Genomic DNA, 23,107 nt, shown 5'->3' on the forward strand with positions numbered 1-23,107 from the left:
AACCGCATGGACTGGATGGATTATGCCCGCCCGCTGCTGCAGGGCGCGCGCGTCACGATCGAGCTGACGTTATATTCCACGCTGCTGGGTGGGGTGTTTTCGTTTGCCTTCGGCATCGGCAGGCTGTCGACGCGCCGACTGCTGCGCTGGGGTTCGATCGCCCTGATCGAGGTCTTCCGGGGCACCTCCCTGCTGGTGCAATTGTTCTGGCTCTTCTTTGCGTTGCCGGTGGCTGGTGATTTGCTGGGACTGGATCTGCGCCTGTCGCCGGTCGTTGCCGGAACCCTCGCGCTTTCGCTGAACATCGGGGCCTACGGGGCCGAAGTGGTGCGCGGCGCCATTCAGGCCGTGCCGGCGGCCCAGCACGAAGCGGCCAAGGCGCTGGACTTCACACCGCGCCAGATCCTCTGGCGCATCGCCATTCCACAGGCGATCCCTGAAATGATGCCGAGCTTCTGCAACCTCACGATCCAGAACCTGAAAGACACCGCCCTGGTCTCGCTGATTGGCCTGGGCGATCTGGCGTTCCAGGCCGAGCGCATCCGCAATTTCACGCAGGACAGCGTCTCGCTCTACACCGTGCTGCTGCTCATGTACTTCGGCATGGCGCTCGTCCTGGCCGCATTCATGCGCATGCTCGAGCGCCACGCGGGGCGCTGGCGCCCACGGGGGACCTGAGCCATGCTGTTCGGCATCGAATGGAACACCGCCGATAACTGGACCTTCGCCTGGTCGATCCTGCCCATCCTGCTGCGCGGCATGGTGGTGACCATCCAGGCGACGCTGCTGGGATTCGCCGTGGCGGCCGTCCTGGGCCTGATCCTGGCCGGCCTCAAGAGCGTCCGCGCCCGGTGGATCGCCTGGCCGGCCCGAGTGTTCACGGAGTTCCTGCGGGACACGCCGCTGCTGGTCCAGCTGTTCTTTCTCTATTACGTGCTGCCGGAATACGGACTGGTCCTGCCGGCCTTCATGACTGGAGCTCTGGCCCTTGGCGCGCAATATAGCGCCTATACCTCGGAGGTCTACCGTGCCGGCCTGGAGTCCATCACGCACGGACAGACCGAGGCCGCCCGGGCCCTGGACATCTCGCCGCTGCGCACGTTCGGCGTCATTGTCCTGCCCCAGGCCCTGCCGCGCATCATCCCGGCTCTGGGCAACTACCTGGTATCGATCATGAAGGATGTGCCGGTGCTGTCGGTGGTGTCCATCCTGGAAATGCTCAACGTCGCCCGCATCATCGGAGACCGCAGCTTCAACTATATGGTGCCGTTGACCATGGTCGGCGCGCTCTACCTGATTCTGACTCTGGTCGCGTCGGCCGGCGTGCGCTATCTGGACGAGCGCCTGCCCAAACAAGGAATTCCCCTGCGATGAACGAAGCCATCATCACCATGGAAAAAATCGTCAAGCGCTTTGGCGAAGCCATCGTGCTGGACCACCTGGACTTCGAGGTCCGCAAGGGCGAGAAAGTCACGATCATCGGCCCCTCGGGATCGGGCAAGTCCACCGTGCTGCGCATCCTGATGACGCTCGAGACCATCGACGAGGGCATGATCCACGTGGCCGGCAAGCCCCTGTGGCACGAGTACCGGGGCGGGCGGCTGGTGCCCGCTGGCGAACCGCACCTGCGCGCCATGCGCAAGGAAATGGGCATGGTCTTTCAGCAATTCAACTTGTTCCCCCACATGACGGTGCTGCGCAACATCACCGAATCCCCCATCCACGTCCTTGGCCTGAGCAAGGCCGAGGCCCGCGAGCGTGCCCGCGAATACCTCGAACTGGTGGGCCTGTCGGACCATGCGGAGAAATTTCCCAGCCAGCTATCGGGCGGCCAGCAGCAGCGTGTCGCCATCGCCCGTGCGCTGGCCATGCGGCCCCATATCATGCTGTTTGACGAACCGACCTCGGCCCTCGACCCGGAATTGGTGGGCGAAGTGCTGACAGTGATCCAGCGGCTGGCCGAGGAGCACGACCTGACCATGCTGCTGGTGACCCATGAAATGGACTTCGCCCGGCGAATCTCGGATCGAGTCTGTTTCTTCGACAAGGGCACGATCGTCGAGCAGGCCCCGCCCGAAGAAATCTTCAGTACGCCACGCGAGGCGCGCACGCGCGAATTCCTCAAGGGCTTCATGGAGGCGCGCCAGTCTGGTTGAGCGCCCCGCCCCGCCGCGCGGGGCCGGTCCCCGGAGGAGTGCTCAAGCCACGTGGCTACAGGCCTCGCGCACGCGAAAGGGCCTTGGCGTCAGCGCCTCGGGGGCGCCGCGCGCGGCGATGTGCCGCGGCCGGGGCGGCATCCCGTGGAACGGCTCGACCAGCGCATTGTCCACGCTGTTGTAGACCATGAATACATTGTTGCGCGGCCACGGCGAGATATTTCCCGCCGAACCGTGCAAGACGTTGCAGTCGAAGAACACAACCGAGCCCGCGGGCGCCACCACCGCATGAATCCCGCCGCCATCGGCCAGCAGGCGCAGGCTGACCGGATCGGGCACGCCAAGATCCTGGCGGCGCAGGGACCGGCGATAGTTATCCTCGGGCGTTTCGCCCACGCACGACACGAACTGCCGATGCGATCCGGGGATGAGCATTAGCGGGCCATTGGCCGCCTCGTTGTCGCTCAGCAAGACGGAGCAACTGAGCGCGCGCATCGCCGGCATGCCGTCCTCGACGTGCCAGGTTTCGAAATCCGAGTGCCAATAGAACTCACGGCCCTCGAAGCCCGGCTTCATATTGGCGCGCGACTGGTGGATATAGACCTCGGAGCCCAGAATCTGACGCGCGACATCCAGCAGGCGCGGATCGCGCGGCAGATCGGCCAGCAGCCGGCCAGTCTCGTGGATCCGAAAGATCGAGCGCAAGGCTTGCCCGTCGGGCTCGCGGACGACCTCCTCGCCCGCTCCGATGACCGGGTCGCGGCCAAGCGCCTCCACCTCGTTGCACAAGGCCTCGACCTCGTCGGCCGCGAGGACCCCGGGCAGCACGACAAAACCGTCACGCTCGTAGGCCTGCAGCCGCTCGGGATCCAGGCCTCGGGCGTAGGCGCCGCCGCCATAGACCACTGGCTCCCGCCGCGAGAGCAGCCCGGCGCCGCGCCCGCGGCGCGACTCGTAATAGTCTTTCATGATGAGCTCCTCATCCGTGTTCCGCCCCGGCTGGCAGAGGATAGACGCCCCGGGCGTCGTGGACTTCGCGCCCGGTCAACGGGGGATTGAAGACGCAGATGACCCGCAGGGGCTCGCGCCCGCCCCGCAGCCAATGCTCGTCATGGTCATCCAATGCATAGACCACCCCCGGGCCCAGGGTGTACTTGCGGCCATCGGCAATGGTCTCGACCTCGCCATCGCCCTCGATGCACCAGACCGCCTCAAGATGATTGCGGTAGTGGATATGGGTCTCGGTCCCCGGGAGGATCACGGTCTCGTGAAACGAGAACCCCATGCCGTCGCGCGCGAGCAGCACACGGCGGCTGGTCCAGTTGGCGGTGATGATCTCGTCGACGGTACCCTCGATCTCGTTGACGTTCCGGACGATCATCGCACCCCTCCGGCGACCTTCAGCGAACGGGCGCGACGGCCCTGCTCGGCCAGGATCTCGGCGGTTGCGCGCTCGATGACCTCCAGCCCATGCTCGAGCTGCCGGCCTGGTATCGTCAGCGCCGGCAGGACCTTGAGCACCTCGTCGTTCGCGCCCGAGGTCTCGACCACCACCCCGAGTTCGAAGGCCCTGCGGGCGATCCGGGACGCCAGATCGCCGCCTGCCGGCGTGACCAGCCCCTGGATGAGGCCCCGGCCGCGCACGCTCAGGCCCGCATCCCGGTAGCTGTGGACGAGGTTCTCGAGCCAGTCGCGCACGATCACCTCTTTGGCAAAGATCCGCTCCTGGAACAGGGGATCGCTCCAGTAGGTCTCGAGGGCTTGGGCGGCCGTCACAAAGGCCAGATTGTTGCCCCGGAAGGTGCCGCTGTGCGCGCCTGGCTCCCAGATGTCCAGCTCGGGCTTGAACAGCGCCAGCGACATCGGCAACCCGAAGCCCGACAACGACTTGGACAAGGTCAGGATGTCGGGCGAAATCCCCGCCGCCTCGAAACTGAAGAACCCGCCGGTGCGGCCACAACCGACTTGGATGTCGTCGACGATCAGCAACATGTCGTACTGGCGGCACAGCCGCTCGAGTTCGCGCAGCCAACGTTGCGACGCCACATTGACGCCGCCTTCACCCTGCACGGTCTCGACGATCACGCCGGCCGGCAGATCCAGGCCGCTGCTGGTGTCGGCCAGCATGCGCTCGAGGTAGACGATGGTGTTGACGTCCGGCCCGAAGTAGCCGTCGTAGGGCATGAACGTGGTGTTGCTCAGCGCCATGCCGGCGGCCTTGCGGAATTTGCGGTTGGCGGTCGCCGCCAACGAGCCGCTCGACACGCCATGAAACCCATGTGTGAATGAGATCACGTTGTGCCGGCCCTTGACCTGGCGGGCCAGCTTGAGCGCGGCCTCGACGGCATTGGTGCCTGTCGGGCCGGTGAACTGCAAGGTATAGCGCAGGCCGCGCGGCTGGAGGATCAGCCGGTCGATGGTCTGGAGGAAGTATTTCTTTGCGCTGGTGGCCATATCCAGGCCATGCACCACGCCATCGGCATTCAGGTACTCGATCATGCGGTCCTTCAGGATCGCATTGTTGTGGCCATAATTGAGCGTACCCGCGCCACTGAAGAAATCGATGTAGCGCCTGCCGGATTCGTCGAACAGCTCCGACCCGCTGGCCTTGCTGAAAATCACCGGGAAAGACCGGACGTAGCCCCTGACCTCGGACTCCATCCGGTCAAAGATTTTTAAGTCCATGCGTATCTCCTTTCATTGTCTAGCAAACATGGCTCGCCGCCGCGTGAACGACGGGCCTCTCGAACGGGCCAATGCGCAGCAGCGGCTCCGCGCCATGGTCCGTCGCCTCGAACAATCCAGCGTCGAACAATGACGTCTCGGTCGCCGCCGCGCCCAGGCCCCGCGCCAGCCCGGCGAACATCCGCCGAGATGCCCGATTGCCCGGGCCGACCGTGGTCTCGATGTAGCGGACCCGCGACAGCGCCGCACGCCCGAGCAAGGCATGCAGCATCCGCCGTCCGAGCCCTTGGCCGCGGACGCGCGCGGCCACCGCCACCTGCCAGACGAACAGCGTGTCCGGCCGGCCGGGCGGCAGATAGCCGGTCACCAGGCCGGACAGGCCCTCGGCGTCCTCGGCGAGGATGCAGGTCTCGGGAAAATGTTCTGCGAGCAGCAGGTAGATATATGTGGAATTCGCGTCCAGCGGTGGGCAATCGCGCACCAGCCCGGACATGGAAGGGCCATCGGGGGGATGGGGCTCGCGCAGCCTCAAACCACCAGTCCCGATTCGGGCGCCACGCCGCCCCCGACCGGCACATCGAGCATGGGGGATTGAGGGTCGGCGGGTTGCCGGATGCCGGCGTCGGACTCCATCAAAGCCACCACGCGCTCGAGTGAGAGCGTAATCGTCGCCTGCTCGAGCTCGGGCAGAGCCTTGAGCGATTCAGAGAGCTTTTGCTGGAGCGGCGACGGCGTGTCGCGCGCGAGCTTGTGGCCGGCCTCGGTGGCGGTGATGAACACGATCCGCCGATCCTCGCGGCCGCGTTCCCGCACGATCAAACCCTTGTCCTCGAGGCGGTCGAGAATACCGACCACCGTGCTGGCGCTGACATGGACCTCGCGACTGATCGCCGTGGCGGTCAACGGGCCATGCTGGATGATGGTGCGCAGGCACACGAGCTGGGGTCCGGTGATGTGGCTGCACGCCGCAAGCTGGCGGGAATGCAGCGCCACGGAACGGGTGATGCGGCGCAAGGCCCGCAAAATGCGCAAATCGTAATCCTGCTGCGTATCGACCTCTGTACTCATATCCTGCCCGCCGAAATATCCATGATCAAAAGAGACGCCAATGCGCGTTGGCCCGAAAATCTCGACCGAAGCCCGAGCATCCCTCGAAGGAAGTCGGGCCCCATCGTTAATGGGTAGTCGCGAAAGAATCAATTTCTATTGAAATGATAAGCCTACGAATCATGTGGGTCAAGCAAGTAAGCGACACGACAAAAACACCGGGCCCGCCAACAGGCGGGCCCGAAAGCGCCACGAGGCGGGGTCCCTCAGGCCGTGCCGCCGACCGTCAGGCCGTCCATGCGCAGGGTCGGCATCCCCACACCGACCGGCACGCTCTGCCCCTCTTTGCCGCAGGTCCCCACCCCGCTGTCGAGTTGCAGGTCGTCGCCGATGAGCGAGATCCGGCTCATCGCCGCGGGCCCGCTGCCGATCAGCGTGGCGCCCTTGACCGGATACGCGATCTTGCCGTTCTCGATCATGTAGGCCTCGGAGGCCGAAAACACGAACTTGCCGCTCGTGATGTCGACCTGTCCACCACCGAAATTGACGGCGTACAAGCCGCGCTCAACCGAGGCGATGATGTCCTGTGGCGAGGTATTTCCAGCCAGCATATAGGTATTGGTCATGCGCGGCATCGGCAGGTGGGCATAGGACTCGCGGCGTCCGTTGCCGGTGGGGGCCTGCCCCATCAGGCGCGCGTTGAGCGAATCCTGCATATAGCCCTTGAGAATCCCATCCTCGATCAGCACGTTGCGCTGTGTCGGATGGCCCTCGTCGTCCACGTTCAGCGAACCACGCCGGTCCGCCAGCGTGCCGTCGTCCACCACCGTGACCCCGCGCGAGGCCACGCGCTCGCCGATCCGCCCCGAAAACACGCTGGAGCCCTTGCGATTGAAGTCCCCCTCGAGACCGTGGCCAACGGCCTCGTGCAGCAGAATGCCCGGCCAGCCCGACCCCAGGACGACCGTCATCTGCCCGGCGGGTGCGGGCCTCGCCTCCAGATTCACCCTGGCCTCGTGGACGGCGCGACGCACATACTCCTTGAGGATCTCGTCCGTAAAGTAGGCCAGGCCGGTGCGCCCGCCGCCGCCGCCGCTGCCCATCTCGCGGCGGCCCTGGCGCTCGGCGATCACCGTGACCGACAGGCGCACCAGCGGACGCACATCGGCGACCAGGCGGCCGTCGCTGCCCGCCACCAGAATCACGTCGTATTCGGCGGCCAGGCCCGCCATCACCTGAATCACCTCGGGATCGGCGGCGCGCGCCATGCGTTCGACGCGCTCGAGCAAGGCGACCTTGTCGGGCGCCGAGAGCGAATCGACCGGATTGACCGGCGCGTACAGACGCTGGCGGCCATCGGGGACGCCTTCGATGCGCCGGCGCCCGGCCCCCTGGCGCGCGATGGTGCGCACCGCGCGGGCCGAGGACATCAATGCGGCTTCGGACAGGCTGTCCGAATAGGCAAACGCCGTTTTCTCGCCGCTGACCGCACGTACCCCCACGCCCTGGTCGATCGAAAAACTGCCGGTCTTGACGATGCCTTCCTCGAGGCTCCAGCCTTCGCTGCAGCTATATTGAAAATACAGGTCGGCATAATCGACCCTGTGCGCATGGATCTCGGACAAGGCCCGCGCCAGATGCGACTCGTCCAGCCCCCAAGGCTCAAGGAGCAGCGATCGCGCGGTGGCCAGCGATTCCATGTCCGGTTCTATCAGCTTCATATTCTTCCTTTGTTCGTGGCAATCACATCACGCGGTGGCGCAGGGCCGGCAGGGACTCGCGCACCTGCTCGAGGCGGCGGGCCTCGAGTACACCGGCGACGACGCCCTCGCCCTCGGGCAAGCATTCGAGAATCTCGCCCCAGGGGTCGATCAACATGGAATGGCCCCAGGTCCTGCGGCCGCTTTCGTGTTTGCCGCCCTGGGCGCTGGCCAGCACGTAGCACTGATTCTCGATCGCCCGCGCGCGCAGCAATACCTCCCAGTGTACAGAACCCGTGGTATAGGTAAAAGCCGCCGGCAAAACCATCAGCCGCACATCCCCCTGGGCACGAAAAAACTCGGGGAAACGCAGGTCGTAGCAAATCCCCAGGCCCACGCGGCCGAACGGCGACTCAAAGACCGGCGGTGCATTCTCACCGGGCCGGATGGTCGCCGATTCATCATAGGACTCGGCCTCCCGCCGAAAACCGAATAAATGAATCTTGTCGTAGCGCATGCAAACCTCGCCATCGGGCCCAAACACCAGGCACGCATTGTAGATGCGGCCGGCATCGGGACTTTGCAAGGGCAACGTCCCTCCAAGCAGCCAAATGCCGTGGCGGCGCGCCTGCGCCGCCAGGAACTCCTGAATCGGCCCCCGGCCTGGCCGCTCGGCGGCGTCGATCTTGTCCGTATCGCGCCTGCCCATCAGACAAAAATATTCAGGCAAGGCCACCAGCCGCGCGCCGCCGGCGGCCGCGCGTGCAATCAGGGCGTCCGCGCGCTCGAGATTGGCCTCTACGGCAAACCCCGACACCATTTGAACCGCGGCCACCGCAAAACGCCGATCTTCCTCGTTCATGCCATTTTCCATCAAAACCGACCACACAAAAAAACCCGTTGAAACTTCCAAATACATTACAAGAATGCCACAATCCATTAATAATGAATTAAAATCCGCTTTCGCATTCTATTATCCGCTTTCAACCACAACCAATACGGAAAACATAATGGCCCGTGCTAGCTATTCCACACAAAAGCTCAAACTCGAAAAAGAAATCACCAAACTCCAAAAGCAGATGCAAAACCTGCAAAGCAAACAACGGGCTCCCGTGATCGCCTCCATCGTCCGCTCGATGCGCGAATACGATATCAGTCTCGAGGAAATCACCGCTGCCCTGGGCCGCCGATCCGGTGGCCGGCCAGCGGCCCAGGGCGGCACCCGCAAGGCTGCGGCGAAAACCACCAAGCGCGTCATCGCCCCGAAATACCGCCACCCGGAAACCCAGGCAACCTGGACCGGTCGGGGCAAGGCGCCGCGCTGGATCACCGATGCCGAAGCACAGGGCCAATCCCGCGACACCTTCCTGATCCAGCAGTAAGGATTCCCCGGGACACGTCGGCGCGCCGGCTCGCCGCCCGACTGTCCAGAGGATGCCAAGACGACGGTCTGCCCGAGGCGCCTCAGCCGTCCATTGGATATTCGACCTCGATCACCTGGGCATTATGCCCGGGGAAACGGTCGAATATCGCGCGCGCCAAATACGGCATGACCACCGTCAGGTTGTCGGACTGTCCGAGACTGACTGCGGTGGCGCGATAGACCTCCCGGCCTTGCTGTCGACGATCCTTGATCGTCACTGTCAGAGTATGGCGATACAAGTCCACGGGCACGCTCTCGACCGGCGGGCCGAACGCCCATCCGCCCCAGGGGCGGTACATGCCGGCATAAGGTCCGTGAAATCCGTAAGGACCGCCCGGATAATAAAAAGGATCGACCGGCCGCGAAATCCAGGCGCGCGTCATCGGGCTGCCATAATCCATCCGCAGATCAAAGCGCGCATCCGCCTCCTGGCGGGCCTCGACGAGGCCGGTCACACCGATGGCCGCGCGTATCATGTCCGCATAGGCTTGGAATTGCAGATCGTTTTTCTCGTCATCCCCGGTCAGGACGCGGTAATGCGCACCGGCGGCATCGGCCGGCCATTGCTGATAGCGCGTGACCTCGGCCGAGAACGTGGACGCGCATCCGCCCAGCGCAATCATTCCCAACACCGCCACGCCCGCACGCAGGAACCGCGCACAGCGGGACATGCCTGCCTGGACCATATACCGCACCTCATCCACGACCGCCCGGCGCCGCGGGCCACAGGCCTTCATCATAGAGCTTGCGGCGACTGCGCGGAACCCCGTGGTTGCACACCGATACACCGGCGACGACGACGGCGCGTGCGCACTACAATGGAGGCCCTGCCGCACACCGCCCCCAAGCCTCCGCCATGCGTACCGACTCCATCCAGACCATCCATCGCCTCGACTACACACCATACCCCTACCGCCTGCCCGAGGTGAGCCTCGAGTTCGACCTGGACCCCGAACGCACTCTGGTGCGCTCGACACTGCGATTCGAGCCGGCCGAGGGCCTCGAGGGGCACGCACTGGAGCTCTACGGCGAGGATCTGGAACTCGTCTCCATCATGCTCGATGGCCGTGCGCTCTCGGCCGGCGACTACACCCTCAATGACCACACCCTGACGCTGCGACCACCCGCGGGCCGCTCCTTCACGTTGGTCGTGACCAGCGCCTGCCGGCCCGCTGCCAATACCAGCCTGATGGGCCTGTATGTCTCGGGCGGGAAACTATTCACCCAGTGCGAGGCGCAGGGCTTTCGGCGCATCACCTGGTTTCCGGACCGCCCGGACGTCATGGCCCGCTATCACGTCACGCTGCGCGCGCAGCCCGGCCCCTTTCCACTGCTGCTATCAAACGGCAATCTGATCGCCCAGCGCACCCTGGGCGATGGCCGCCACCAGGCCATCTGGGAGGATCCCCACCCCAAGCCGTCCTATCTGTTCGCCCTGGTGGCGGGCGACTTCGACTGCCTCGAGCGCATCGAGACCACGCGCAGTGGCAAGCCCGCCACCTTGCAGGTCTATAGCGACCGCGGCTGCGGCGAACAGACCCGCTGGGCGCTGGACTGCCTGGCGCACGCCATGCGCTGGGACGAGCAGCGCTTCGGCCTCGAACTCGACCTGGACCGGTTCATGGTCGTCGCGGCCCGCGATTTCAACATGGGAGCCATGGAAAACAAGGGGCTGAACATTTTCAACGCCGCCTACGTCATGGCCGACCCGGACACCGCCACCGATGCGGCCTACCGCGGCATCGAAGCGGTGATCGGCCATGAATACTTCCACAACTGGACCGGCAACCGCGTCACTTGCCGCGACTGGTTCCAGCTTTCCCTCAAAGAGGGCCTGACCGTCTTCCGCGACCAGGAATTCTCCGCCGACATGATGGCCCTTGGCCTGCCGGACCGCGAGGCGGCCAGCGCTCGCGCAGTCAAGCGTATCGACGACGTCACGACCTTGCGCATCGCCCAGTTCCCGGAGGACGCCGGCCCGATGGCACACCCCATCCGCCCCGACAGTTATCAGGAGATCGCCAACTTCTACACGGCCACGGTCTACGAAAAGGGCGCGGAGGTCATCCGCATGCAGCACACCCTGCTGGGCGAGGCCGGCTTTCGCGCGGGGCTGGACGAATATTTCCGGCGCCACGATGGCCAGGCCGTCACCTGCGACGACTTTGTCGATGCCATGGAATCGGTCTACCGCCGGCTACATCCCCGAGAGGATTTCTCGGTATTCCGCCGCTGGTATTCACAAGCAGGCACGCCCCGCGTACAGGTACGGATCGACCACGACGCGACGGCGCAGACTTGCCGCATCACGCTGAGCCAGCGCTGCGACCCCGTGGGGCTCGAGGCGCGCCAGGCCCCGGCCGCGTCCAAGCCGCCCCTGCACATCCCCTTTGCGATCGGCTTGCTCGACCCGGACGGCGAGCCCATCCGGATCGAATGGGAAGGCGAACTGCGCGACACCCTCCTGCTGGAGCTGCGCGAAGCCTCCCGGACCTGGGTGCTGCCCGGCATCGCGCGGCGGCCCGTGGTCTCGCTGCTGCGCAATTTCTCGGCGCCGGTGATCATCGAGGCCGAACGTCCCGACGCCGAGCTCGCGCTGTTGGCACGCCAGGACACGGATCCATTCGCCCGCTGGGAGGCGGGCCAGGAACTCGCCCGGCGCCACCTGCTCGCCTGCGTCGCCGCTTTCCAGGGCGGCCATCCGCCCCCCGCAACTGACCCTCTGCTCGAGACCTGGCGCGCGGCCTTGGCCGACACGGAGCTGACCCCGGCCTACCAGGCGCGGCTGCTCGCCCTGCCCTCGCCCAAGGAAATCCTCGAACTCACCCAGCCCATGGACCCCCAGGCCACCGTCCGGGCCTGGACACACATGCAGCGGGCGCTGGGTGCCGGACTGGCGCAGACTTGGCGCGCAGTCCACGACCGCAATGCCGACGACGACGGCCCCTATCGACCCGATCCCGCCTCCGCCGGGCGCCGGTCGCTGCGCAACCTGGCTCTCGCCTACCTGGTGGCCGCACGAGCCGGGGACGGACGCGAAAGAGCACTCGCGCAATATCGGGACGCGCGCAACATGACCGAGCGCATGGGCGCACTGACCGCCCTGCTGAGCCAGGACGACGAGGATTCCGCGGCCAAGGCCATCCTCGATGACTTCCATATGCGCTGGCGGCACGACCCCCTGGTCGTCGACCGCTGGTTCGCGGTCCAGGCAACCGCACCCTCCTGCGACGTCGCGCGGGTGCGCGCGCTGATGGCCCATCCAGACTTCTCTCTGCGCAACCCGAACCGGGCCCGATCGCTGCTCTTTCGCTATTGCATGGATAATCTCAAGGGCCTGCACACGCCCGCCGGCTACGCATTTTGGGCCGAGCAGGTCCTCGCGCTCGACCAGATCAACCCTGAAATCGCCGCCCGCCTCGCGCGCGGGCTCGACAACTGGGCCCGCTACGCACCGTATGCCCGCGAGGCCATGCGCGAGGCACTGCGCCGGGTCCACGGCGCGCCGGGCCTGTCACGCAATGTCGAGGAAATCGTCTCCAAGGCCCTGAACGTCTGACGGCAACCATACCGGCTTATCATCCACACCTATCAATGGGGGAAGCACCTTGAAATTCAAATCCCTGACCCAGTACCTGGTCGAACAGCAGCGTGAGCACCAGGCCGTCTCCGCCGAGGTCCGCCTGCTCATCGAAACCGTGTCGCGCGCCTGCAAGGCCATCAGCCATGCCGTCAGCAAGGGCGCGCTGGGCGGCGTGCTCGGCAGCCTGGGCACCGAGAACGTCCAGGGTGAGGTCCAAAAGAAACTCGACGTGCTCTCCAACGAGATCCTGCTCGAAGCCAATGAATGGGGCGGCAACCTGGCCGCCATGGCCTCGGAGGAAATGCAGACCATCCACCGCATCCCCAACCACTACCCCAAGGGCCAGAACCTGCTGCTGTTCGATCCGCTGGACGGCTCCTCGAACATCGACGTGAACGTCTCCATCGGCACGATCTTCTCGGTCCTCCAGGCTCCGCACGAGGCTGCGGGCCGCGAGATCTCCGAGGAGGACTTCCTGCAATCCGGGACACGCCAGGTGGCGGCGGGCTATGCGGTCTACGGCCCGCAAACCATGCTGGTGCTGACCGTGGGCGCCGGTGTCGTGGGTTTCACGCTGGACCGCGAGATGGGATCGTGGCTGCTGACGCACGACGATATCCGCATCCCCGAGGACACGGCCGAATTCGCCATCAATATGTCGAACATGCGCCACTGGGAGGCGCCGGTGCGCCGCTACATCGACGAGTGCCTGCAGGGCGAAAACGGCCCGCTGGCCAAGAACTACAACATGCGCTGGATCGCCTCGATGGTGGCCGACGTGCACCGCATCCTCACGCGCGGCGGGGTCTTCATGTATCCGCGCGATGCCCGATCCTCGGGCCGCAAGGGCAAGCTGCGCCTGATGTACGAGGCCAACCCTATGAGCTATATCGTCGAGCAGGCGGGCGGCGCCGCCACCGACGGCGATATGCGCATCCTCGAGCTGCAGCCCGAGCAGCTGCACCAGCGCACCGGCGTGATCCTGGGGTCGCGCAACGAGGTCGAGCGCCTGCGGCGCTACCACCAGGAGCCATAGAGCCCATCACTCGAGCGTGAGGACGGTCGCCCCGGTCGTGCGCCGCTCGGCCAGAGCGCGATGCGCCTGGGCGACGTCCTCGAGGGCGAAGCGCTGGCCGATGGTCACCTGGATGTGGCCGCCCGCGACCTGCTCGAACAGGTCCGCGGCGGCGTCCTGCATGGCCTGGGCGGTCGCGACATGGGTGCCCAATATGGGCCGCGTCACAAACAGCGAGCCCTTGGCCGCCAGCACCCCGAGATTGACGCCCTCGACCGGCCCCGAGGCATTGCCGAAACTGACCAGCAGGCCCCGCGGCTGCAAACAATCGAGGGACACCGCCCAGGTGCTCTTGCCCACGCCATCGTAGACCACCGGCACCTTGCGCCCCTCAGTGAGTTCCAGCACGCGTGCGGCGACATCCTCGCGCGTATAGTCGATGACCTCCCAGGCGCCGTTCGCGCGGGCCAGGGCCGCCTTCTCGGGGGTGGAGGCCGTGCCGATCAGACGCACGCCCAAGGCTCGGGCCCACTGGCAGGCGATCAGGCCGACCCCTCCAGCCGCGGCATGAAAGACGATGGTCTCGCCGCCCTGCAGGCGAAAGGTCTGGCGAAAGAGGTACTGGACGGTCAGGCCCTTGAGCATCAGCGCCGCCGCCTGCTCAAATCCGACCGAGTCCGGAATCGCCACCACACGGTCCGCCGGCACGTTGCGCAGCTCGGCATACGCCCCGATCGGGCTCTGGCCATAGGCGACCCGATGGCCCACGCGCAGATGGCGCACCTCGGCGCCCACGGCCTCGACCACCCCGGCGGCCTCGTAGCCCAGGCCATGCGGCAGGGGGTTGGGATATAGGCCGGTGCGACAGTAGAGGTCGATGAAATTCAGCCCGATCGCCTTCTGCCGTATCCTGACCTCATGGCTGGCGGGCTCCGGGACCGGCTCGCTCACAATTTCCATGACCTCGGGGCCGCCATGCGCCCGAACCAGGATCTTTCTGCTGTACTGCATCTCGATCTCCTCGATGCGCGATCATGCGCCGAACCATTGCTTCCATAGACCGCATTAGACTATCACGAAGCCCCGCCAGACCTGGTGCGCCATTTTCGCCATGCGCGACACCGCCCCGGCCGCCACCCGAAACCGCGTTCGGAACAGCGCCCGCGGCTGAAACCACGCAGCCTCACGGCGCGCGCGCTGCCAGAAGCGGGCGCAACGGTTAAAATCAAGCCTACACCTGATGAACCGATTGAAAGACTGACGCTATGGCCGGACACAGTAAGTGGGCAAACATCCAGCATCGCAAGGGGCGCCAGGACGCCAAACGCGGCAAACTCTGGACCAAAATCATCCGTGAGGTCACCGTCGCCGCCCGCGCGGGCGGCGCGGACCCGGACACCAATCCGCGTCTGCGGCTGGCCTGGGACAAGGCCACGGCGGCGAACATGCCCAAAGACAACATCCTGCGCGCCATCCAGCGCGGTGCAGGGGGTGCCGACGACGCCAACTACGAGGAAATCCGCTACGAGGGCTACGGCGCGGGCGGCGCGGCCGTGCTGATCGACTGCATGACCGACAACCGCCAACGCACTGTATCCGAGGTGCGCCACACGCTGACCAAGCACGGCGGCAACCTGGGCCAGGATGGCTGCGTCTCGTTCATGTTCAAGCACTGCGGGCAATTCCTGTTCGCGCCCGGCACCTCCGAAGAGCAGGTCATGGAAGTCGCCCTCGAGGCCGGTGCCGAGGACGTCCAGGCGGACGACGAGGGCGTGATCGAGGTGATCTGCGAGCCTGGCCTGTATGCGGCGGTCAAGACCGCCTTCGAGGCCGCGGGCCTGACGCCCGAGGTCCAGGGCGTCGTGATGAAAGCCCTCAGCGAGGTCGAGCTCGCGCCCGAGGACTCCGAGCGCATGCAAAGGCTGATCGACACCCTCGAGGGCCTGGACGACGTCCAGGAGGTCTTCACCACCGCCATTCTGGACGAAGCCGAATGAAGCTCCTGGTCATCGGCGCGGGGGGCCGCGAACACGCCCTCGCCTGGCGCCTGGCTCAATCGCCGCGCATCCAGACGGTCTACGTGGCGCCGGGCAACGGCGGCACCGGCGGCGCCTCACAGCTCCAGAACGTCGACCTCCGAGACACCGCGGACTTGATCGAGTTCGCCCGCCGCGAAAAGATCGCCTTCACCGTCGTGGGGCCCGAGGCGCCCTTGGCCACGGGCATCGTCGACGCCTTCCGGACGGCGGGCCTGCGCATCTTCGGTCCGACCCGCGAGGCGGCCCAGCTCGAGAGCTCCAAGGACTACGCCAAGGCCTTCATGCAGCGCCACGGAATCCCCACCGCCGCCTACGAAACCTTCACCGACCCCGCCGCCGCCAAAGCCTACATCCTCGGCCGAGGGGCGCCGATCGTCGTCAAGGCCGATGGCCTGGCGGCGGGCAAGGGTGTCGTCGTCGCCACCACGCTCGACGAGGCGACCACGGCGGTGGACCACATGCTGGGCGACGGCAGCCTCGGTGCGGCCGGCGCGCGCGTGGTCGTCGAGGACTTCCTCGAGGGCGAGGAGGCCAGCTTCATCGTCATGTGCGACGGGCATCACGTCCTCGCACTGGCCACCAGCCAGGACCACAAACGCCTGCGCGACGGCGACCAGGGGCCTAACACGGGCGGCATGGGCGCTTATTCGCCCGCCCCCATCGTCACGCCCGCGCTGCACAATCGCATCATGCGCGAGGTCATCCTGCCAACGACACAAGGCATGGCGCGCGACGGCATCCCCTACACCGGCTTTCTATACGCCGGCCTGATGATCGGGCCCGGCGCCGACGCCTCGCGCAGCCTGCGCGTCCTGGAATACAACTGCCGACTGGGCGATCCCGAAGCCCAACCCATCATGATGCGCATCAAGAACGACCTCACGGCCGTCTTCGAGCACGCGCTATCGGGCACCCTGGACCAGGCCTCGATCGACTGGGACCGCCGCACGGCGCTGGGCGTGGTGCTCGCGGCCCGAGGCTATCCGGAGGCCCCGAGCAGGGGCACCCCCATCACTCGCCTCGCCCCCGACACCGAGGCGCGCATGACCTTCCACGCCGGCACCGAGCGGCGCGATGGCACGCTGGTCACCAGCGGCGGACGGGTGCTGTGTGTGACCGTCCTCGCGGATTCGATCCGGCGCGCCCAGCAGGCCGCCTATGATGCGGTATCCGAAACCGTCTTCGAGGGTCGCCAGTTCCGTGGCGACATCGGTTGGCGCGCCCTACCGGCCGCCAAACCCTGAGCACCCGGGGAAAGCCATGCTCATACCGACGAACCGCGTCCACGACGCCTTCACCAGCCTGCAGGCCCATATCGTCCAATCGCTCGAGACCCTGGAGGGCGGGCCTTTCGGGCACGATGCCTGGACCCGGCCCGAGGGAGGCGGGGGCCTGACGCGCTACCTCGAGGGCGGGCAGGTCTTCGAGCGCGCCGCCGTGCTCTTCAGCCACGTCCGGGGCAAGACACTGCCGCCCTCGGCCAGCGCCCACCGCCCCGGCCTGGCCGGCCGCGCCTGGGAGGCCATGGGCGTCTCGATGGTGCTCCATCCACGCAACCCGCACGTGCCCACCACGCACATGAACGTGCGCCTGTTCGTCGCCCACGGCGCCGATGGCGCCGACGACGTCTTCTGGTTCGGCGGCGGCCTGGACCTGACCCCCTACTATCCCGTCGAGGCCGATGCCCGCCACTTTCACCGGGTCTGCCGCGACGCGGTGGCGCCCTTCGGCGAGGACAAGTATCCAGCGTACAAGGCCTGGTGCGACGATTATTTTCTGTTGCGCCACCGCCGCGAGACCCGAGGCGTGGGGGGGCTGTTCTTCGACGACCTCGATGCCCCCGACTTCGAGACCTGCTTCGCCCTGACGCGGGCCGTGGGCGAATGCTTCGTACCGGCCTACGTCCCCATCGTCGAACGCCGCAAGGACACCCACTACACCCAGGCGCAGCGGGACTTCCAGGCCTACCGCCGGGGCCGCTACGTCGAATTCAACCTGGTCTACGACCGAGGCACGCTGTTTGGCCTGCAGTCCGGGGGGCGCACCGAGTCGATCCTGCTGTCGATGCCGCCCATTGCCCAATGGCGCTACGACTGGACACCGGAGCCCGGCAGCCCCGAGGCCGCCCTCGCCGATTATCTCAAGCCCCGGGAATGGGTGTAGTGCCGCGGATCGGGCTCTTGGGCGGCAGCTTCGACCCCGTCCATCGCGCGCACGTCGCGCTGGCGCGCGCGGCCCTCGATGCACTGGCTCTGGACCGCGTCGAGCTGATCCCCGCCCATCGACCCTGGCAACGCGGCACGCTCGGCGCCGAGCCCGCCCATCGCCTGCGCATGCTCGAAATCGCCTGCCAAGGCGATCCACGCCTGTCGGCCAATCCGGTCGAGCTGCAGCGCTCGGGCCCGACCTATACCATCGATACCCTCGAAGGCCTGCCGCCACAAGCCCAATACACCTGGATCCTGGGTGCCGACCAGTTGACGAATTTCTGCACCTGGCACCGTTGGCAAGACATCATCGAACGCGTCCATCTCGCCGTCGCGCAACGCCCGGGAGCGGACGACACGCCGCCGCCCGAGCTTGCCGAGGCGCTGGCCGAGGGCCAGGGCGAGCTTCTGCGTATTCCCTTCGTCCGCCTGGCGATCAGCGCGACCGATATCCGGCACGCGCTGCGCACCGGCCTGCCCGTCGATGATATGCTGGACCCGAACGTGCTCGAATACATTCGGACGCACCACCTCTACTCCGATCCGGCGGCTTCCCTGGATCCCAAGCACTCCCTATGAATATCCAAAAACAGCAACGCATCGTCATCGACGCCCTCGAGGACATCAAGGCCCAGGACATCAAGGTCTACAACACCACCGAGCTCACGAGCCTGTTCGACCGGGTCGTCATCGCCAGCGGTTCGTCCAATCGCCAGACGCGCGCCATCGCCAGTCATGTCGCCGACCAGGCACGGCGCCACGGCATCGAGGTGATCGCCTGCGAGGGCGAGGAGTCCGGCGAGTGGGTGCTGATCGACCTGGGCGATATCGTCGTGCATTGCATGCAGCCGGCGATCCGCGCGTACTACAACCTCGAGGAAATCTGGGGCGCCAAGCCCGTCCGGGTCAAGCTCCTGCCCCAGGGGCCCGCTCAGGCGATGCTCGAGGACTAGGGATGCGAATCCAGGTGCTGGCCGTGGGCGTGCGCATGCCGGCATGGGTGCAGGAGGCCTGGAAGGACTACGCAAAGCGCCTGCCCCACGACTGCGCACTCGAACTCATCGAAATCAAGCCCGAACCCCGGATCTCCGGCAAAACGCCGGCCCAGCTCATGCAGGCCGAGGCCCTGCGCATCGAGGCCGCCGCGCCCGCCCAGGCCTGGCGCGTCGTGCTCGACGAGCATGGCCGCGACCTCGACACCATGACGCTTGCGCGGCACCTCGAATCCTGGCGAGGCGCCGGCAGGGACGTGGCCTTCCTGATCGGCGGGCCGGACGGGCTGGACCCCGCCCTGAAGCAACGCGGGCACCAGACGATCCGGCTCTCTTCGCTGACTCTGCCGCATCCGATGGTGCGGGTCCTGCTGGCCGAGCAGATCTACCGCGCCTGGGCCATACTGGCCGGGCACCCCTACCACCGCGCCTGAACAGAGGCCCGCCATGAACGCCCGCCGCCGTACCAAAATCGTCGCCACTCTCGGCCCCGCCAGTTCGTCCGCACAGCGCATCGAGGCCCTGATCCTCGCCGGAATGGATGTGGCCCGCCTGAATTTTTCCCATGGCTCCGCTGCCGACCACCGCGAACGCGTCCGCCTGGTGCGCGAGATCGCCGAACGCCTCGGGCGACATATCGCCATCATGGGCGACCTGCAAGGCCCCAAGATCCGCATCGCCCGTTTCACGGGAGGCATGATCACCTTGCGCGCCGGCGATCCGTTCACACTGTCCACGCGCCATGACCCCGCCGCCGGGACCCCGCGCATCGTCGGCATCGACTATCCCCCGCTGGTGAGCGACTGCGCGCCCGGCGACGAATTGCTGCTCGATGACGGACGCGTGATCCTGCGGGTCGACCGGGTCGAGGACGACCGCGTCCACACCACGATCACGGTCGGTGGACCGCTGTCCGACAACAAGGGCATCAACCGCCGCGGCGGCGGCATCTCGGCCCCCAGCCTGACGGACAAGGACCGCGAAGACATCCGCCTGGCCGCCGAGCTCGACCTGGATTATGTGGCCGTTTCATTTCCGCGCGCCGGCACCGATATCGACCAGGCGCGCAGCCTGGTCCGGGCCGCTGGCAGCCAGGCTTGGATCATCGCCAAGATCGAACGGGCCGAGGCCGTCGACGATGACGAGGCGCTCGATGGCCTGATCCGCGCCAGCGATGGGGTGATGGTCGCCCGCGGAGACCTCGGGGTGGAAATCGGCGACGCGCGCCTCGCCGGTATCCAGAAACGCATCATCCAGCACGCGCGGACCTTGAACAAACTCGTGATCACCGCCACCCAGATGATGGAATCCATGATCGCCAGCCCCCTGCCCACGCGCGCAGAGGTGTCCGACGTGGCCAATGCCGTGCTGGACTACACCGACGCCGTCATGCTCTCGGCCGAAAGCGCCTCGGGCCAATATCCGGTCGAGGCCGTCGAGGCCATGGCCAGAGTCTGCCTCGGCGCCGAAAAAGAACCCACCAGCACGCGCTCGCACCACCGGCTCGGCGAGACCTTCAGTCGCTGCGACGAAACCATCGCCCTGGCGACCATGTACGCCGCCAACCACTTTCCCGGCATCAAGGCCATCATCAGCCTCACCGAAAGCGGACACACGCCGCTCATCATGTCGCGCATCCGCTCGGGCGTGCCCATCCACTGCTACACGCGCCACGTCGCCACCCAGCGGCGCGCCGCTCTGTTCCGCGGCGTCTACCCCGAGGCCTTCGATGCCGCCGCCCTGCCGCCCGCCGAGGTCAGCGAGGCCGCCATCGGCATCCTGCGCGCCCGCGGCCTGCTCCAGACCGGCGACTGGATCATCCTCACCAAGGGCGACTTCTACAGCGACAGCGGCGGCACCAACGGCCTCAAGATTCTGCGCGTTCCTTGACCCGGCACGGATATCTTTTGTAGATTTATCCCATGACCTCTCCACCACTGTATCTTGCCTCGGCCAGCCCGAGGCGTCGGGAAATCCTCGACCAGCTCGGGATTCCCCACCAGGTCTTGCACGTTCCGGCGCCAGAGGGCGAGGACGAGCCGCAATGGCCGGGAGAGGCAGCCGCCGACTACGTGCGCCGCACGGCCCGGGAAAAGGCCGAGCGCGCCGTCCGGTGGCTGGCGGACCCGGATCGGCCCGAGGGCCTCCCATCGCCCGGCGAGGCGCTCATCCTCGCCGCGGATACGACCGTCATCCTCGACGGTGAGGTCCTGGGCAAGCCGCGCGACCTGGCCGACGCCGCGTCGATGCTCGCACGCCTCTCGGGCCGGCCCCACCACGTCCACACCGCCGTCGCCCTGGCTGCTCACGGCCGCATCCTGGAAAGTCTGAGTGTGAGCGAAGTCCAATTCACGCGGCTCTCGCCCCACGATATCCAGGCGTATTGCGCGACCGGAGAGCCCCTGGGAAAGGCGGGCGCCTATGGCATCCAAGGGCGCGCGGGCCGCTTCGTGCAGCATTTGTCGGGCAGCTACACAGGGGTGATGGGCCTGCCGGCATACGAAATCGCCGAACTCCTGAAACAGGCAAGGGATAACCCTTGAATCATTCGCATTCGCTTGACCAGTATTCGCCCAGCGCATTAGGATCGCGGTACCCCTTACATATTCCTGTAAGGTTGGGGTGATGGCCATGGCGGCATGGCATGGCCACCGTTGCAAGTATCTTCACTCTCAAAAAAGGTATTGCAAATGGTCAATCAAGCCGGCGACGGCACGTCGCCACAGATCGCGCCTGAGATCTCGAGCCTGAACTTACCTCCGGCCACCTATCGTGACCTCCCGGAGCCTCTCCCGCTCAAGAAAGTCATCGGGCCCAGTGTGCTGTTGCTGGCGGGCTCGATCGGGTCAGGTGAATTCGTCCTATGGCCATACATTTCGACCCAGACCGGGCTCGCGCTGGTGTGGCTCGCAACCATCGGGATTCTCACACAGTACTACCTGAACATGGAGATCACCCGCTACACCCTGGCGACGGGGGAAACGGCGGTCACCGGGTTCACGCGGCTATGGAAACCCTGGAGCTGGCTGTTCATCATCATGGCGGTCATCCCATGGATGTGGCCGGGGTGGGCCACCGGCAGTTCGACGGCCTTGACCTACGCCTTCGGGCTCTCAAACGGTGCCGTGATACCGATCACGATCGCTTCGCTGGTCCTGATCGGCATCGTGCTGACCGTCTCCCCGGTGGTCTACAAGACCGTGGAAAAAATCCAGTTCTTCCTGGTGGCCCTGATCCTGGTGTTCATGCTCTACATGATCTTCGGCCTGCTGAATGGATCGAGCTGGACGGCGTTGCTGGCGGGCTTCACCACCGAGATCCCCAAGATCCCGAGTGCGATCGGCTCGATTCCCACCGCGCTGCTGCTGGGCGCCATCGCCTTCGCCGGCGCCGGCGGGGTGATGAACCTGGCCCAGTCAAACTGGGTCCGCGACAAGGGCCTGGGGATGGGCGCGCACCTGCCCAAGATCGTCTCCCCAATCACGGGGCAGGAAACCACCAGCGCCTCGATCGGGTATTTCTTCCCGCAGGATGAGGCCAACATGCGGCGCTGGCAGGGCTGGTGGCGCGTCGCCGACCGCGAACAATTCATCACCTTCTTCGTGCTCGGCCTGATCGCCATCCTGCTCTTCATGATGCTGGCCTTCACCTACGTGGGCGTCGGCGGCACCGCCCAGAACTTCGACTTTGTACGGCTGTTGGGCGAGAGCCTGAACGCGAAGGTCGGTACCTGGGCGGGCCCCGCCTTCTGGTTCACCGGCGTGGCCGTGCTGCTGTCCACCAACCTCACCGTGGTCGACATGATCGGCCGGATCGTGGCCGATATCGTCAAAGCCAATTGGCTGCGCGACAGCCATGCCTGGACCGAAAGCCGCCTGTACTTCCTTGTGGTCTGGCTGATGGTGATCTTCGGCTCGGTCATCCTGCTGGCCGGTGTCAGCCAGCCGCTTGTGCTGCTGGTCATCGCCTCGGCACTCAATGGCCTGGTGATGTTCGTGTACTCGGTGCTGTTGATCAAGCTGAACCGCGGCATGCTGCCCAAGGCCATCGGCTTGGGCGGGGTGCGCTACGTGGCGGTGATGTGGGCCGTGGTTTTCTACGGCGGATTCTCGATCTATCTGATCATCACGCAGTTCGGCAAGCTCTTCTGAGCAAGCGCTTCGGAACAAGGGCGCACGCGCCGCCCATAAAAAAACCCCCGCAAGGTTTATTTTGCGGGGGTTTTGCATCAGAGCCTGACGATGACCTACTTTCACAGAT

Annotated in this window: 24 protein-coding genes; 15 read left to right on the plus strand and 9 right to left on the minus strand. The window is 66.0% G+C overall.

The window, feature by feature from the left end; genetic code table 11:
* The first annotated feature begins 6 nt into the window (after positions 1 to 6).
* The 3 genes from ehuC to ehuA are packed head-to-tail and all read left to right on the plus strand — an operon-like array spanning position 7 to position 2,156.
* On the plus strand, positions 7 to 678 hold the full coding sequence (ehuC, locus tag ABS761_RS12560) for an ectoine/hydroxyectoine ABC transporter permease subunit EhuC (protein ID WP_350408669.1): 672 nt from the start codon (positions 7 to 9) through the stop codon (positions 676 to 678).
* 3 nt (positions 679 to 681) lie between these two features.
* Positions 682 to 1,374 carry an ectoine/hydroxyectoine ABC transporter permease subunit EhuD gene (gene ehuD, locus ABS761_RS12565; protein ID WP_350408670.1) on the plus strand — a complete coding sequence of 231 codons (693 nt, stop codon included), beginning with the start codon at positions 682 to 684 and terminating at the stop codon, positions 1,372 to 1,374.
* Complete coding sequence (ehuA, locus tag ABS761_RS12570) at positions 1,371 to 2,156, plus strand: ectoine/hydroxyectoine ABC transporter ATP-binding protein EhuA (RefSeq protein ID WP_350408671.1); 786 nt, start codon at positions 1,371 to 1,373, stop codon at positions 2,154 to 2,156. Before ehuD ends, ehuA begins: the two co-directional genes overlap by 4 nt.
* A 42-nt stretch (positions 2,157 to 2,198) precedes the next feature.
* Here the strand turns inward: ehuA and thpD are convergent, their stop codons facing one another.
* The 7 genes from thpD to ABS761_RS12605 form a co-directional block, all read right to left on the minus strand.
* Positions 2,199 to 3,125, minus strand: coding sequence for an ectoine hydroxylase (thpD, locus tag ABS761_RS12575; protein ID WP_350408672.1), 927 nt, complete (start codon positions 3,123 to 3,125; stop codon positions 2,199 to 2,201).
* Positions 3,126 to 3,135: 10 nt separating this feature from the next.
* Positions 3,136 to 3,537 (minus strand): ectoine synthase, encoded by a 402-nt coding sequence (locus tag ABS761_RS12580; protein WP_350408673.1) that lies wholly within the window; start codon positions 3,535 to 3,537, stop codon positions 3,136 to 3,138.
* A complete protein-coding gene (ectB, locus tag ABS761_RS12585) occupies positions 3,534 to 4,841 on the minus strand; it encodes a diaminobutyrate--2-oxoglutarate transaminase (RefSeq protein WP_350408674.1) in 1,308 nt (435 codons plus the stop codon). Before ectB ends, ABS761_RS12580 begins: the two co-directional genes overlap by 4 nt.
* A 19-nt stretch (positions 4,842 to 4,860) precedes the next feature.
* Entirely contained in the window at positions 4,861 to 5,373 is a 513-nt protein-coding gene (gene ectA / locus ABS761_RS12590) for a diaminobutyrate acetyltransferase (protein WP_350408675.1), read from the minus strand.
* Complete coding sequence (locus ABS761_RS12595) at positions 5,370 to 5,909, minus strand: MarR family winged helix-turn-helix transcriptional regulator (protein ID WP_350408676.1); 540 nt, start codon at positions 5,907 to 5,909, stop codon at positions 5,370 to 5,372. Before ABS761_RS12595 ends, ectA begins: the two co-directional genes overlap by 4 nt.
* A 245-nt stretch (positions 5,910 to 6,154) precedes the next feature.
* Positions 6,155 to 7,609, minus strand: a complete 1,455-nt coding sequence (tldD, locus tag ABS761_RS12600) for a metalloprotease TldD (protein WP_350408677.1) — start codon at positions 7,607 to 7,609, stop codon at positions 6,155 to 6,157.
* Positions 7,610 to 7,631: 22 nt separating this feature from the next.
* Positions 7,632 to 8,450, minus strand: a complete 819-nt coding sequence (locus ABS761_RS12605) for a carbon-nitrogen hydrolase family protein (protein ID WP_350408678.1) — start codon at positions 8,448 to 8,450, stop codon at positions 7,632 to 7,634.
* A gap of 148 nt (positions 8,451 to 8,598) precedes the next feature.
* Between ABS761_RS12605 and ABS761_RS12610 the strand changes: the two genes are divergently transcribed.
* Positions 8,599 to 8,970, plus strand: a complete 372-nt coding sequence (locus ABS761_RS12610) for an H-NS histone family protein (protein ID WP_350408704.1) — start codon at positions 8,599 to 8,601, stop codon at positions 8,968 to 8,970.
* An 82-nt stretch (positions 8,971 to 9,052) separates the two neighbouring features.
* Here ABS761_RS12610 and ABS761_RS12615 read toward each other — a convergent pair whose 3' ends face one another.
* Positions 9,053 to 9,751 (minus strand): DUF4136 domain-containing protein, encoded by a 699-nt coding sequence (locus ABS761_RS12615; protein WP_350408679.1) that lies wholly within the window; start codon positions 9,749 to 9,751, stop codon positions 9,053 to 9,055.
* 116 nt (positions 9,752 to 9,867) lie between these two features.
* Between ABS761_RS12615 and pepN the strand changes: the two genes are divergently transcribed.
* The gene (gene pepN, locus ABS761_RS12620) at positions 9,868 to 12,570 is read left to right on the plus strand and encodes an aminopeptidase N (RefSeq protein WP_350408680.1); all 2,703 of its coding nucleotides are present in this window, start codon (positions 9,868 to 9,870) and stop codon (positions 12,568 to 12,570) included.
* A gap of 49 nt (positions 12,571 to 12,619) precedes the next feature.
* Positions 12,620 to 13,630 (plus strand): class 1 fructose-bisphosphatase, encoded by a 1,011-nt coding sequence (locus ABS761_RS12625; RefSeq protein WP_350408681.1) that lies wholly within the window; start codon positions 12,620 to 12,622, stop codon positions 13,628 to 13,630.
* Between the two features lie 6 nt (positions 13,631 to 13,636).
* Here the strand turns inward: ABS761_RS12625 and ABS761_RS12630 are convergent, their stop codons facing one another.
* Positions 13,637 to 14,620: a quinone oxidoreductase family protein gene (locus ABS761_RS12630; RefSeq protein ID WP_350408682.1), complete on the minus strand. Its 984-nt coding sequence runs from the start codon at positions 14,618 to 14,620 to the stop codon at positions 13,637 to 13,639.
* 254 nt (positions 14,621 to 14,874) lie between these two features.
* On the opposite strand from ABS761_RS12630, the gene ABS761_RS12635 reads away from it, so the two are divergent.
* The 9 genes from ABS761_RS12635 to ABS761_RS12675 all read left to right on the plus strand — a co-directional run bounded on the left by ABS761_RS12635 (position 14,875) and on the right by ABS761_RS12675 (position 22,998).
* Positions 14,875 to 15,606, plus strand: coding sequence for a YebC/PmpR family DNA-binding transcriptional regulator (locus tag ABS761_RS12635; RefSeq protein WP_350408683.1), 732 nt, complete (start codon positions 14,875 to 14,877; stop codon positions 15,604 to 15,606).
* Positions 15,603 to 16,892: a phosphoribosylamine--glycine ligase gene (gene purD / locus ABS761_RS12640; protein ID WP_350408684.1), complete on the plus strand. Its 1,290-nt coding sequence runs from the start codon at positions 15,603 to 15,605 to the stop codon at positions 16,890 to 16,892. Before ABS761_RS12635 ends, purD begins: the two co-directional genes overlap by 4 nt.
* Before the next feature lie 16 nt (positions 16,893 to 16,908).
* The gene (gene hemF, locus ABS761_RS12645) at positions 16,909 to 17,811 is read left to right on the plus strand and encodes an oxygen-dependent coproporphyrinogen oxidase (protein WP_350408685.1); all 903 of its coding nucleotides are present in this window, start codon (positions 16,909 to 16,911) and stop codon (positions 17,809 to 17,811) included.
* Positions 17,811 to 18,434, plus strand: coding sequence for a nicotinate (nicotinamide) nucleotide adenylyltransferase (nadD, locus tag ABS761_RS12650; RefSeq protein WP_502881432.1), 624 nt, complete (start codon positions 17,811 to 17,813; stop codon positions 18,432 to 18,434). The genes hemF and nadD overlap by 1 nt, the downstream gene beginning before the upstream one ends.
* Complete coding sequence (gene rsfS, locus ABS761_RS12655; RefSeq protein WP_350408687.1) at positions 18,431 to 18,808, plus strand: ribosome silencing factor; 378 nt, start codon at positions 18,431 to 18,433, stop codon at positions 18,806 to 18,808. The genes nadD and rsfS overlap by 4 nt, the downstream gene beginning before the upstream one ends.
* Positions 18,809 to 18,810: 2 nt before the next feature.
* Positions 18,811 to 19,281, plus strand: coding sequence for a 23S rRNA (pseudouridine(1915)-N(3))-methyltransferase RlmH (gene rlmH / locus ABS761_RS12660; RefSeq protein ID WP_350408688.1), 471 nt, complete (start codon positions 18,811 to 18,813; stop codon positions 19,279 to 19,281).
* 13 nt (positions 19,282 to 19,294) lie between these two features.
* Entirely contained in the window at positions 19,295 to 20,737 is a 1,443-nt protein-coding gene (gene pyk, locus ABS761_RS12665; RefSeq protein ID WP_350408689.1) for a pyruvate kinase, read from the plus strand.
* A 32-nt stretch (positions 20,738 to 20,769) separates the two neighbouring features.
* Positions 20,770 to 21,390, plus strand: a complete 621-nt coding sequence (locus tag ABS761_RS12670; protein ID WP_350408690.1) for a Maf family protein — start codon at positions 20,770 to 20,772, stop codon at positions 21,388 to 21,390.
* A 147-nt stretch (positions 21,391 to 21,537) separates the two neighbouring features.
* Entirely contained in the window at positions 21,538 to 22,998 is a 1,461-nt protein-coding gene (locus ABS761_RS12675) for an Nramp family divalent metal transporter (protein ID WP_350408691.1), read from the plus strand.
* Positions 22,999 to 23,107: the final 109 nt, after the last annotated feature.

This window comes from Castellaniella sp. GW247-6E4 (genome assembly GCF_040276065.1).
GTDB lineage: Bacteria > Pseudomonadota > Gammaproteobacteria > Burkholderiales > Burkholderiaceae_B > Castellaniella.